The sequence below is a fragment of the Micromonospora sp. NPDC003776 genome (genome assembly GCF_053605645.1).
The window spans coordinates 1-11,361 of sequence record NZ_JBSGJR010000178.1; the positions used below are offsets into that span (position 1 = coordinate 1).

Genomic DNA, 11,361 nt, shown 5'->3' on the forward strand with positions numbered 1-11,361 from the left:
CTGCTCCCCACTCCCGGCGCGCCCCCTCCCACCCCCCCCCCCGCCCCCCCCCGCCCCCCCGGGGGCCGGGGGGGCGTTGGGGGTCCGGGGTGGGTCAGGCGGGGGTGGGGAGGGTGGCGCGGCGGGCGCGGACCGCCTGGGCCAGGTGGTCGAGGACCTCGGCCGTGGTGTCCCAGCCGATGCAGGCGTCGGTGATCGACCTGCCGTACTCCAGCTCCCGGGTGGGGTCGAGATCCTGTCGGCCGGGCTGGAGGAAGCTCTCCAACATGACGCCGACGATGCCGCGCTGGCCGGCGGCGAGCTGGGCGGCCACGTCGGCGGCGACCAGCGGCTGGTTGCGGTGGTCCTTGCCGCTGTTGGCGTGGCTGGCGTCGATCACCACGCGTTCCGGCAGGCCGGCCGCCCGGAGCAGGTCCAGCGCGCCCGCCACCGACGCGGCGTCGTAGTTGGGCCGGCCGCCGCCGCCCCGCAGCACCAGGTGGCCGTCCGCGTTGCCGCGGGTGTGCATGATCGCCGGGGTGCCGGAGACGTCGATGCCGGGGAAGACGTGCGGCACCCCCGCGGCCCGGATCGCGTCCACCGCGGTCGAGATGCTTCCGTCGGGGCGGTTCTTCATGCCGATCGGCATGGACAGGCCGGAGGCGAGCTGCCGGTGCACCTGGCTCTCCACCGTCCGTGCGCCGATCGCGCCCCACGCCACCGTGTCGGCGATGTACTGCGGGGTGATCGGGTCGAGGAATTCGCAGCCCACCGGCAGGCCGAGGCGCAGCACGTCGAGCAGGAGCGCGCGGGCGGTCCGCAGCCCCGTGTTCACGTCGCCGGAGCCGTCCAGCCCCGGATCGTTGATCAGGCCCTTCCAGCCGACCGTCGAGCGCGGCTTCTCGAAGTAGACGCGCATCACCACCAGCAGGTCGTCGGCGAGCCGGTCGGCGGCCTCGCGCAGCCGGCCCGCGTACTCGAGGGCGGCGGCGGGGTCGTGCACGGAGCACGGGCCGACCACGACCAGCAGCCGGTCGTCGGCGCGGTCCAGCACCCGGCCGACGGCGCGTCGGCCGGTCACCACGACCTCGGCGAGCGGGGCCTCCAGGGGCAGGTGGTGGTGCAGCAGAGCCGGGGTGGTCAGCGGCACGACACGGTCGATCCGCTGGTCGATGACCCGACGGGCGTCCGGGGTCGTCACGGTGGGTTTCCTTCCGCCGACCGTGCCCCCGGGGCCGGCGCCCGAGGTCGAGCCGGCTGCTCGTACGCGAAAGGGCAGGGAAAAGATCCCTGCCCGGCCGGCTCGAAGAGGAGTGACGTCAGATCATGGTCGAGTCACCGGCTCCTCCAGCCGGCTGCCTGAACCATCGATACGACCGCGTCACGCCGGCCAGCTTACCCGACGCGACCGGGAAGTCCCGCTCCGTTCCGCACTGCGGAACGCGGGGTATGGGGAAGCCATGAGCCACGACCAGAGCGACCAGGAGCGGATCGAGTCCCGGGCGCACCTGCTGCCCGAGGAGGCGGCGGTGGGCAGCGAGGACGCCGAGGCCCAGGCCGACGCCATCCTCAGCGAATCGGACATCCGGGAGGAGGACCAGAACGCCGCCCCGGACACGGTGCTGGAGCACCGGACCTCCGATCAGACCGTCACCCCGTCCGAGCCGCCGGACTGAACGGTCGCCCCCCGACCCCGGCGGGAGCCCCGGTAGGTCGTCCCGCGCAGCCAGCCGAGCGGACCCGCCAACCGCAGGCCCGGCGGCACGTTGCCGACCGGATCGAAGGCGAGCGCGGCGTCCTCCCGGGCGCCGCGCGGCATCTCCAGGCTGACCTGCCCGAACGGTCGCCACGGCCCGACCGCGGAGGCCACCGCGAGCACCAGCCGCGGCGCGTCCCCGGCCACCGCCGCACCGACCTCGGCCAGGCTGCGGCCCAGGTCGGGGGAGTCCGGGTCGGCCAGCGCGGCCAGCAACCACCGCCGCGCCCCGGCGCGGAAGGGTCGGCGAGGCGGGCCAGGGCGTCCCAGATCCACTCCCGTTCGGGGGCGTCGGCGCCGGCGTCCACGTCGTCGGCGACGATCAGGCTGGGTCCGCTCAGGATGGCCAGCACCAGGCCGAGCACCTGCCGCTCGACGGGGGTGAGGTCGCGGCCGTACCGGTCGGGGTCGAGCGGGGCGTCGGTGAGGCCGGCGCCGGCCAGGGCGGCGGCGAGGGCGTCCCGACGGTAGGCCCGGCGGGCCCGCACCGCGGCGACCGGGACGAGCTGGCGACGGCGGCGCGGCACCGGCCCGAGCAGCAGCAGCCGCTCCTGGATGTGCTCGGCGACGGTCAGCGTCGGGTCCGGCTCGTGCACCCCGGCGACCTGGCCCAGCGCGGCCGGGCCCCGGCGGCGCAGCTCGCCCTCGGTGTGCGGGAAGCGCCCGGCCAGCGCGAGCAGCAGGGAGGTACGACCGCTGCCGGGCGGCCCGGTGACGGCGTGCAGTTCCCCGGCCTCGGCGGTGAGGTCGACGTCCCGGTACACCCAGCCGCGGCGGGTCCGCAGACCCAGCCCGCTGGCCTCGACGATCTTCACGATTCCCCAACCCTTGAACTGACCGGTCAGTACAAAACATGGCCAGCATAGCGCCGACTGTCCGGTTCGGCGCAATTCGGGGCGACGTGATCCCGGCCATGCGGCCGGGGTGGGGATCAGAACAGCACGGTGGCGAGCGTGCCCACCGGGCGGAAGCCGCAGCGCTCGTAGACCCGCCGGGCGGGCAGGTTGAAGTCGTTGACGTAGAGGCTGACCGTGGGCGCGAACCGGTCCAGGGCGTCCCGGACCACGGCCGCCATCGCTGCGGTGGCGATCCCCCGGCCGCGCCACTCCGGCGCCACCCAGACCCCCTGGACCTGGGCGGTGCGCCGGGTCACCACGGCCAACTCGGCCTTGAAGATCACCTTGCCGTCCGCGAACCGGGCGTAGGCGCGCCCCGCCCGGACCAGGTCGGCCACCCGCCGCCGGTAGCCCCGCCCGCCGTCCTCGACCAGCGGCGACACCCCGACCTCCTCGGTGTACATCGCCACCGCCGCCGGGAACAGCTGGTCGATCTCGTGGCCGCGCACCCGGCGCACGTCGGGGTCGGCCGCCACGGCAGGCAGCGCGTCCGTGGCCAGCAGCGGCTGGTTGGGGCGTACGTCCCGGGCCGGCCCCCAGTGCGCGGACAGACGGTCCCAGAGGCCGAGCACCGCGTCGGCGCGGCCCACGATCGAGGAGCAGAGCCGCTCCTCGGTGCTCAACTGCTCGGCGAAGGCGGCCACCGCCGGCGCGGAGGCGAGCACCGGCGTGAGGTTGCCGCCCAGCCAGCAGATCGACTCCAGGTTGCGGCGGGAGCCGTAGCCCAGGATCCGCCCCTCGGCCCGCCACCAGGCCAGGCCCCGGGCGGCGACCCGCTCGGCGACCTGCGCGCCGGCGTACGGGTCGAGGTCGAGCAGCCGTTCGACCGCACGGCGCTCCGATTCCCCGAGTTGGCGTACCGGCACCGTGAGCACGGGTACCAGCCTGCCAGATGCGCCCGGGAGCGCGCGGGCCGACCTGAGGACCCGGTGAGCGGCGGCTCAGCCGACCGGCACGGGCGCCCCGGCCGGCTCGGCGGGACGGGTCCGGGCCGCCCACCGCACCACCGGCGGCACCAGCAGCCCGAGCAGCAGGAACAGCCCGCCGAGCAGCAGCCAGCCGGGCACGCCCCAGCCGACCGCCAGGGTGGTGACCACCACCGGGGCCACCATCGACCCGAGTTGCATGCCCATCCCGTACGCGCCCTGGTACTGGCCCTGCGCGTGGGCAGGGGCGAGGCCGAACGAGATGCCCCATCCGGCGGCGGCGTGCCACAGCTCCCCCACCACGTGCACCAGCGCCCCGGCCAGCAGCAGCGGCACGGCGACGGTGGCGGACATGCCACCGCTGAGCGCGAAGAGCGCGCAGGCGGCGGCGATGACGGCGCCGGCCCGGCGGGCGGCCCGGCCCGCGCCGGCCAGCTCCTCGGTGCCCCGCGAGGCGCGCACCTGGAAGAGCACCACCATCACGGTGTTGACCAGCAGGCACGCCGAGATCAGCCAGCGCGGCGCCGTGGTGTGTCCGGCGATCCAGAGCGGCAGGGCGATGTTGATCAGCCCGAAGTGCATCGACATCAGGCCGTCGAGCACCGTGAAGGCGAGGAACGGCCGGTCCCGCAGGGCGATCAGGCGGGGCCCGTGCGTCGGCGCCGGGACCGGCGGCACGGCCGGCAGCCGGAGCAGCACCGCCGCCGCGACCAGGTAGGTCGCGGCGTCCAGGAGGATCAGCGACGCGTACGCCGCGCGGGTGTCGGCGGCCAGCCCGACGCCGGCGAGCACCGCTCCGACGGAGATCCCCACGTTGGTGACCGCCCGCAGGTAGGCCCGGGTGCGGACCCGCTGGTCCGGCGGGACCGCCCCGGCGATCAGCGCGCCCCGGGAGCCGCGGGCGGCGGCGTCGACGACCGCCATCAGCGTGCCGACCACGAGGAAGGCCGCGAACGACCCGACGGCCAGCAGCCCGGCGGTGCAGGCGGCCGAGGCGAGCAGCGCGGCGACCTGGAGGCCACGCGGGCCGTACCGGTCGGCCAGGTAGCCCATGGGCGCGCTGACCACGAGGCTGACCAGCGCGGTGAGGGTGAGGCCGAGGCCGACCTGGGCCACGGTCAGCCCCACCGACCGGGTCAGGAACAACGCGCTGGCGGTCAGCCAGGTGCCCCGGCCGATGGTGTTGATCAGGCTGGACAGGGCGAGGGTCCGGGCCGGGCCCGGTTCCGGAATCAGGCGCACGCCCGCAGCCTAGCAAGACGTACGTACGGTTTGAAATCGGTTTCCAGCATCCGGGCTTGTCGCCGATGCATTGCCGATATATCGTCGATGCATCAACGATAGGACTACGAGAAGGAGAGCCCGATGGGTTTCCACCGACGCATGCACCAGATGCACGAGATGCGGATGCGCGGCTTCGGCTTCCCGCCCGTCCCGCCCGGCCCGCCGCCGTTCCCACCCGGGCCCGGCGGCCACGGGCACGGACACGGCCGGGGCGGCCGGGGACGCGGCCGGGGACGCCGGCCGAACGTGCGCGGCGCCGTGCTGGCCCTGCTCACCGAGCGGCCCATGCACGGCTACGAGATGATCCAGGAGATCGACTCCCGCACCGGCGGGGCCTGGCGGCCCAGCCCCGGATCGATCTACCCGACGCTGCAGCTGCTGGAGGACGAAGGCGTCATCGTCGCCGCCGCCGACTCCGACGGCGGCCGCAAGCGATTCACCCTCGCCGAGCAGGGGCGGGCCGAGGCGGCGGAGGCCGCGCAGACCCCGCCCTGGGCGGAATTCGCCGAGACGACGGTCAGCAGCTGGCACGACATCCGGGACGCCGGCCAGCAGGCCATGCACGCGCTGCGCCAGGTGATGATGACCGGCACCGACGACCAGCGGGAGCGGGCCGCCCAGGTGCTCGACGAGACCCGGCGCAAGCTGTACGCCATCCTCGCCGAGTCGGAGTGAGCCGGCGGGGCGTACGCCGGCGGGGGTGGCCTCGGGACCGCCACCCCCGCCGGGGCCCGGTCAGCCCCGCCGACGCGCGGTGAGCAGCAGGTACTCCCAGCCCATCCCGCCGTCGGCACCGAGGTGCCGGCGGGCCAGGTCGGCGAGGTCCCGGTCCAGCGCGGCGACCCGCTCGGGCTCCCCGGCGATCGCCCGGTACACCGCGACCGTCGGCCCGTAGTGGGCCTTGAAGTAGTCGCGGAACTCCTCGGGGCCGGCGAACCGGTCCACCGTGACGCTCCGGCGTTGCGCGACGATGTCGGTCACCCGGTCGCCGAACAGGGCGCGGACGTGCTCCTCCCGGCCCCAGAGCGGCGGTGGCTGCGCACCCGGCGGCGGGGCCGGCGCGTACGGCTTCATGACCGCGAACAGCTGCCCGACGAACCCCTCCGGCGTCCAGTTGGCCAGGCCGATCGTGCCCCCCGGACGACAGACCCGGACCAGTTCGTCGGCGCTGGCCTGATGCCGGGGCGCGAACATCACCCCGACACAGGACAGCACCCGGTCGAACTCGCCGTCGGCGTACGGGAGGGCCTCGGCGTCGGCCTCCTGCCAGTCCAGCCGGGCACCGCGCTCGGCGGCGAGCGCCCGCCCGATCTCCAGCAGCTCGGGGGTCAGGTCGCTGGCCACCACGTCCGCCCCGGCCAGAGCCGCCGGGATGGCCGCGTTGCCGGTGCCGGCGGCCACGTCCAGCACCCGCTCCCCCGGGCCGACACCCGCCGCCCGGACCAGGGTCGCCCCCAGCTCCGGGATGACCTCCGCGGCGACCGTGGCGTAGCTGCCCAGCGCCCACATCCGCCGGTGCCGGGCCTTCACCCCCTGGTCCGGTTCGATTGAATCGATCATCGCTGCTCCTCTGCCTCGTGCCTGGTTCGGACGCTAGGCAGCGGGGCGGCGGCAACCTAGTACGAGATCTGTACCGGACCCGACAAGCTCCTGGTCCGGCCTGCTCCGGCGGCGTAGCGTGCCGCCCATGGGGGCCACCTACCACCAGTTCTGCCCCGTCGCGAAGGCCATGGAACTGCTCGACGAGCGCTGGACGCTGCTGGTCGTCCGGGAGCTGGTGAGCGGCTCCGAGCGCTTCAACGAGCTGCGCCGGGGGCTGCCGCGGATGTCGCCCACCCTGCTGTCCCGGCGGCTGCACCAACTGGTCCGGGCCGGCGTGGTGGAGCGGCAGGTCGACGGCGCCGACGTGCGGTACGTGCCGACCCAGGCCGGCCGGGAGCTGCGGCCGGTGCTCGAGGCGCTCGGCGCGTGGGGGATCCGCTGGATCGGTGAGCTGGGCGACGCGGACCTGGACCCGAAGCTGCTGCTGTGGGACATGCACCGGCACGTCGACCACAGCGCCGTACCGGCCGGCCGGACGGTGGTCCGGTTCCGGTTCCGCGACGTGCCGCCCGACCTGCGGGACTGGTGGCTCGTCATCCACACCGGCGAGGCCGACGTCTGCGACGTCGACCCGGGCCACGACGTCGCGGTGGCCGTCGACGCCGACCTGCGTGCCCTGGTACGGATCTGGCTGGGCGATCTGAGCTGGCCGGACGCGCTGCGCGGCGGCACGGTGGAGGTGACCGGCCCGGAGGCCCTGCGCCGCGCGCTGCCCCGGTGGTTCACCCTCTCCGAGTTCGCCGCCGTACCGAGGCCGACGGCGAGGGCCTGAGCCGGCCGGAAACGACACGTGCGGCCGCCCCGCTGGGGACGGCCGCACGTGGTGGCGGATCCGGGATCAGTGCACGGTGACCGTGGCGCCGGGCACCAGGTCGCGCAGCTCCTCGGGGATCTCGGCGCCCATCTCGTCGGCGATCCGGAGCGCCTCCTCGATCAGCGTCTCCACGATCTGGCCCTCGGGCACGGTCTTGACGACCTGACCCTTCACGAAGATCTGGCCCTTGCCGTTGCCGGAGGCGACGCCCAGGTCGGCCTCGCGGGCCTCGCCGGGGCCGTTCACCACACAGCCCATGACCGCGACGCGCAGCGGCACCGGCAGCCCCTCCAGGCCGGCGGTGACCTCCTCGGCCAGCTTGTAGACGTCCACCTGGGCCCGGCCGCAGGACGGGCAGGAGACGATCTCCAGGCCCCGCTCGCGCAGCCCCAGCGACTCCAGGATCGCGGTGCCGACCTTGATCTCCTCGACCGGCGGGGCGGAGAGGGAGACCCGGATGGTGTCGCCGATCCCCTCGGCCAGCAGGGCGCCGAAGGCGACCGCCGACTTGATGGTGCCCTGGAAGGCCGGGCCGGCCTCGGTGACGCCCAGGTGCAGCGGGTAGTCGCACTTCTCGGCGAGCTGGCGGTACGCCCGGATCATCACCACCGGGTCGTTGTGCTTGACCGAGATCTTGATGTCCCGGAAGCCGTGCTCCTCGAAGAGCGAGCACTCCCAGAGCGCCGACTCGACCAGCGCCTCGGCGGTGGCCTTGCCGTACTTGGCGAGGAGCCGCTTGTCGAGCGAGCCGGCGTTCACGCCGATCCGGATCGGCACGCCCGCGTCGCCGGCGGCCTTGGCGATCTCCTTGACCTTGTCGTCGAACTGGCGGATGTTGCCCGGGTTCACCCGGACCGCCGCGCAGCCGGCGTCGATCGCCGCGAAGACGTACTTCGGCTGGAAGTGGATGTCGGCGATCACCGGGATCTGCGACTTCCGGGCGATCGCCGGCAGCGCCTCGACGTCGTCCTGGGACGGCACGGCCACCCGGACGATCTGACAGCCGGCTGCGGTGAGCTCGGCGATCTGCTGGAGCGTGGCGTTCACGTCGGCGGTCAGGGTGGTGGTCATGGACTGCACGGAGACCGGCGCGCCCCCACCGACCGGCACGGAACCGACCATGATCTGGCGGCTGGCCCGGCGCGGGGCGAGCGGCGGCGGCGGTACGGGCGGCATACCGAGACTGACAGCGGTCACTTCAGGCACTCACCTTGAGAAGAGCGTGATCGGGTTGACGACGTCCGCGGTGACGGTCAGCAGCGTGAACGCGCCACCGATGAGGATCACCGCGTACGTGATGGGCATGAGCTTGAGGTAGTCGACGCGGCCAGGGTCGGGGCGGCCGATCCGGGCGTACACCCAGGACCGGGCCCGCTCGAACCAGGCGATGGCGATGTGGCCGCCGTCCAGCGGCAGCAGCGGCAGCAGGTTGAACACGCCGATGAAGAAGTTCAGCGAGACGAAGAGCATGAAGAACACCAGCCAGGCGCTGTTCTCCACCGCCTCGCCCCCGAGGCGGCTGGCGCCGACCACGCTGATCGGGGTGTCGGCGTCCCGCTCGCCACCGGTGATCGCGGTCCACAGGGCCGGCACCTTCTGCGGGATCCGCTGCAGGGCGTGCACGGTCTGCACGGCCATGTTGCCGGTGAAGTCGGCGGTGGCGCCGAAGGCGTCCACCGGACCGTACTGGACCAGGGTCGGCGTGGTCGGCCGGAGCATGACGCCCATCGCGGAGACCGGCGAGGTGGCGCCCTTCGGATCGGTCAGCGGCGGGCGCTGCACGGCGGCCAGGTCGACGGCGGCGGTCGCGGTCCGGCCGTCGCGGACGTACTCGATGGTGGCCGTGCCGGGCTTGGTGGCCCGGACCACGTCCAGCATGTCGCCCCAGGTGGAGACCGGCTTGCCGTTGACGGCGGTGATCCGGTCGCCGTCCTTGAGCTGGGCCTGGGCGGCCGGGCTGGCCGGGTCACCGGCCTGGCAGCCCCGGCTGACGTTCTCCACCACGACGCACGGGGCCAGGGCGATCACCGCGGGCTCGGCCTTGAAGCCCGCCTCGGTGCTCGGGAACTTCGGGTTGGGCAGGCCGGCGGAGACCGCGATGATCCAGAGCGTCACCAGGGCCAGGGCGAAGTGGGTGATGGAGCCCGCGGACATCACGATCGTCCGCTTCCACACCGGGTACCGCCACATGGCGCGCGGCTCGTCGGCCGGGTCGACGTCGTCGTCCTGCGGGGTCATCCCGACGATCTTGCAGAAGCCGCCGAGCGGGATGCCCTTCACGCCGTACTCGGTCTCGCCCCGCTTGACGGACCAGAGGGTCGGGCCGAACCCGACGAAGTAGCGGGTGACCTTCATCCCGAAGCCCTTGGCGGTGAGCATGTGCCCCGCCTCGTGCAGGCTCACCGAGATGAGGATCGCGAGGGCGAAGAGCACCACCCCGAGCAGGTAAACCATCAGGCTCCTTCCACCGACCCGACGATGATCTCCTGGGCGTGCGCCCGTGCCCACGACTCGGCGGCGAGCACGTCCTCGACGGTACCTGGTTCGGCGAAGTCGGGAGCGTCCTCCAGCACTCGCTGGAGGGTGTCCACGATGCCGAGGAAGGGCAGCCGCCCGGCGACGAACGCCGCGACGCACTCCTCGTTGGCCGCGTTGTAGATCGCCGGCCGGCACCGGCCGGCCTCGCCGGCCGCCTTGGCGAGCGCGACGGCCGGGAACGCGGCGTCGTCCAGCGGGAAGAACTCCCAGGTGTGCGCCTTCGTCCAGTCGACGGCGGCGGCCGCGCCGGGCACCCGGTCCGGCCAGCCGAGGCCGAGCGCGATGGGCAGCCGCATGTCCGGCGGACTGGCCTGGGCGAGGGTGGACCCGTCGGTGAACTCGACCATCGAGTGGATCACCGACTGCGGGTGGACCATCACCTCGATGTCGGCGTACGGCACGTCGAACAGCTCGTGCGCCTCGATCACCTCGAGCGCCTTGTTGACCATGGTGGCGGAGTTGATGGTGACCACGGGGCCCATGTTCCAGGTGGGATGGGCCAGGGCCTGCTCGGGCGTGACCTCGGTCAGCTCGTCGCGGCGCCGGCCCCGGAACGGCCCGCCGCTGGCGGTGACCACCAGCCGGCGCACCTCGCCCCGGGTGCCGCCGCGCAGGCACTGCGCGAGTGCCGAGTGCTCGGAATCCACCGGGACGATCTGCCCCGACCGCGTCACCGCGGCCTTGACCAGCGGGCCGCCGGCCACCAGCGACTCCTTGTTGGCCAGGGCGAGGGTACGCCCGGCGCGCAGCGCGGCCAGGGTCGGCGCCAGCCCGAGCGAGCCGACCACCCCGTTGAGCACCACGTCACAGGGCCAGCCGGCCAGCTCGGTCATCGCGTCGGGGCCGGCCACGATCTTGGGCAGCTTGAAGTCGCCGGTGGCCCAGCCGCGCCGGCTCGCCTCGGCGTAGAACGCGAGCTGGAGATCCTGAGCGGCGGACGCCTTCGCCACGCCGACCACCTCCACGCCCAGCTCCAGGGCCTGCCCGGCGAGCAGCTCGACGTTGCCGCCGCCGGCGCCGATCGCCACCACCCGGAACCGGTCCGGGTTGCGCTTGACGATGTCGATGGCCTGGGTCCCGATCGAGCCGGTCGAGCCCAGCAGGACGAGGTCGCGGGGAGACGTCACCCGCCCATTCTTCCCCAGCGCCCCTGAGCGCCCGCTGGGAGCCTCACTCCCCGGAGTCCGGTTCCCCCGTCGGGGCTATCCCGTCCCGCCGCCCGCTCGGCGCGACCCCGGCGGATCGCACGCACCGGACCCGTCACTCCGCGCGCAGCACGAAGGTGTCCAGGTCCATGCCGTACCAGTCGGACCGGATGCCGAGGTGGGTCATGCCGAGCCGGCGGGCCACCGCCATCGACGCCTCGTTGCCGGCCATCACCACGGCGTAGACCTCCCGGGTGCCGGTGGCGAACTCCCGCTCGACCACCGCTCGGGCGGCCTCGGTGGCGTAGCCGTGGCCCTGCGAGTCGGGGTGCAGGTGCCAGCCGACCTCGATGTCGTCGGTCGGGGTCACCCCGTCCCGTCCGGGCAGCGGCTTGAGCAGGACGCTGCCCGCCGCCCGGCC

General features: G+C 74.1%; 12 protein-coding genes. 3 read left to right on the forward strand and 9 right to left on the reverse strand.

What is annotated here, in order from left to right; translation table 11 throughout:
• Window positions 1-94: 94 nt before the first annotated feature.
• On the reverse strand, window positions 95-1,180 hold the full coding sequence (locus tag ACWEVO_RS16620) for a 3-deoxy-7-phosphoheptulonate synthase (RefSeq protein WP_452308405.1): 1,086 nt from the start codon (window positions 1,178-1,180) through the stop codon (window positions 95-97).
• 259 nt (window positions 1,181-1,439) lie between these two features.
• On the opposite strand from ACWEVO_RS16620, the gene ACWEVO_RS16625 reads away from it, so the two are divergent.
• Window positions 1,440-1,655, forward strand: a complete 216-nt coding sequence (locus ACWEVO_RS16625) for a hypothetical protein (RefSeq protein ID WP_452308406.1) — start codon at window positions 1,440-1,442, stop codon at window positions 1,653-1,655.
• On the opposite strand, the gene ACWEVO_RS16630 is transcribed toward ACWEVO_RS16625, so the two are convergent.
• The 3 genes from ACWEVO_RS16630 to ACWEVO_RS16640 all read right to left on the reverse strand — a co-directional run bounded on the left by ACWEVO_RS16630 (window position 1,630) and on the right by ACWEVO_RS16640 (window position 4,799).
• The gene (locus ACWEVO_RS16630; protein WP_452308407.1) at window positions 1,630-2,550 is read right to left on the reverse strand and encodes an ATP-binding cassette domain-containing protein; all 921 of its coding nucleotides are present in this window, start codon (window positions 2,548-2,550) and stop codon (window positions 1,630-1,632) included. The two genes, ACWEVO_RS16625 and ACWEVO_RS16630, sit on opposite strands and share 26 nt — an antisense overlap.
• Window positions 2,551-2,666: 116 nt before the next feature.
• Window positions 2,667-3,506: a GNAT family N-acetyltransferase gene (locus ACWEVO_RS16635; protein ID WP_452308408.1), complete on the reverse strand. Its 840-nt coding sequence runs from the start codon at window positions 3,504-3,506 to the stop codon at window positions 2,667-2,669.
• 66 nt (window positions 3,507-3,572) lie between these two features.
• On the reverse strand, window positions 3,573-4,799 hold the full coding sequence (locus tag ACWEVO_RS16640) for an MFS transporter (RefSeq protein ID WP_452308409.1): 1,227 nt from the start codon (window positions 4,797-4,799) through the stop codon (window positions 3,573-3,575).
• A 123-nt stretch (window positions 4,800-4,922) separates the two neighbouring features.
• Here ACWEVO_RS16640 and ACWEVO_RS16645 point away from each other — a divergent pair, with 123 nt between their 5' ends.
• On the forward strand, window positions 4,923-5,516 hold the full coding sequence (locus tag ACWEVO_RS16645; RefSeq protein ID WP_452308410.1) for a PadR family transcriptional regulator: 594 nt from the start codon (window positions 4,923-4,925) through the stop codon (window positions 5,514-5,516).
• A 60-nt stretch (window positions 5,517-5,576) separates the two neighbouring features.
• Here the strand turns inward: ACWEVO_RS16645 and ACWEVO_RS16650 are convergent, their stop codons facing one another.
• Complete coding sequence (locus ACWEVO_RS16650; RefSeq protein WP_452308411.1) at window positions 5,577-6,401, reverse strand: class I SAM-dependent methyltransferase; 825 nt, start codon at window positions 6,399-6,401, stop codon at window positions 5,577-5,579.
• A 127-nt stretch (window positions 6,402-6,528) separates the two neighbouring features.
• Here ACWEVO_RS16650 and ACWEVO_RS16655 point away from each other — a divergent pair, with 127 nt between their 5' ends.
• Window positions 6,529-7,215: a winged helix-turn-helix transcriptional regulator gene (locus tag ACWEVO_RS16655; RefSeq protein ID WP_452308412.1), complete on the forward strand. Its 687-nt coding sequence runs from the start codon at window positions 6,529-6,531 to the stop codon at window positions 7,213-7,215.
• Window positions 7,216-7,281: 66 nt separating this feature from the next.
• On the opposite strand, the gene ispG is transcribed toward ACWEVO_RS16655, so the two are convergent.
• The 4 genes from ispG to ACWEVO_RS16675 all read right to left on the reverse strand — a co-directional run.
• Entirely contained in the window at window positions 7,282-8,454 is a 1,173-nt protein-coding gene (gene ispG, locus ACWEVO_RS16660; protein ID WP_452308413.1) for a flavodoxin-dependent (E)-4-hydroxy-3-methylbut-2-enyl-diphosphate synthase, read from the reverse strand.
• A 9-nt stretch (window positions 8,455-8,463) separates the two neighbouring features.
• A complete protein-coding gene (locus ACWEVO_RS16665) occupies window positions 8,464-9,711 on the reverse strand; it encodes a M50 family metallopeptidase (RefSeq protein WP_452308414.1) in 1,248 nt (415 codons plus the stop codon).
• Window positions 9,711-10,922: a 1-deoxy-D-xylulose-5-phosphate reductoisomerase gene (gene dxr / locus ACWEVO_RS16670; RefSeq protein WP_452308415.1), complete on the reverse strand. Its 1,212-nt coding sequence runs from the start codon at window positions 10,920-10,922 to the stop codon at window positions 9,711-9,713. The genes ACWEVO_RS16665 and dxr overlap by 1 nt, the downstream gene beginning before the upstream one ends.
• Window positions 10,923-11,055: 133 nt before the next feature.
• Window positions 11,056-11,361 (reverse strand): GNAT family N-acetyltransferase (locus tag ACWEVO_RS16675; RefSeq protein ID WP_452308416.1); only part of this gene is annotated, 306 nt, incomplete at its 5' end.

Coding starts and splice junctions, on each gene's coding strand:
- ACWEVO_RS16665 (WP_452308414.1), bottom strand. CDS start 9,711: ATGGTTTACCTGCTCGGGGTGGTGCTCTTCGCCCTCGCGATCCTCATC.
- ACWEVO_RS16625 (WP_452308406.1), top strand. CDS start 1,440: ATGAGCCACGACCAGAGCGACCAGGAGCGGATCGAGTCCCGGGCGCAC.
- ACWEVO_RS16645 (WP_452308410.1), top strand. CDS start 4,923: ATGGGTTTCCACCGACGCATGCACCAGATGCACGAGATGCGGATGCGC.
- ACWEVO_RS16650 (WP_452308411.1), bottom strand. CDS start 6,401: ATGATCGATTCAATCGAACCGGACCAGGGGGTGAAGGCCCGGCACCGG.
- ACWEVO_RS16655 (WP_452308412.1), top strand. CDS start 6,529: ATGGGGGCCACCTACCACCAGTTCTGCCCCGTCGCGAAGGCCATGGAA.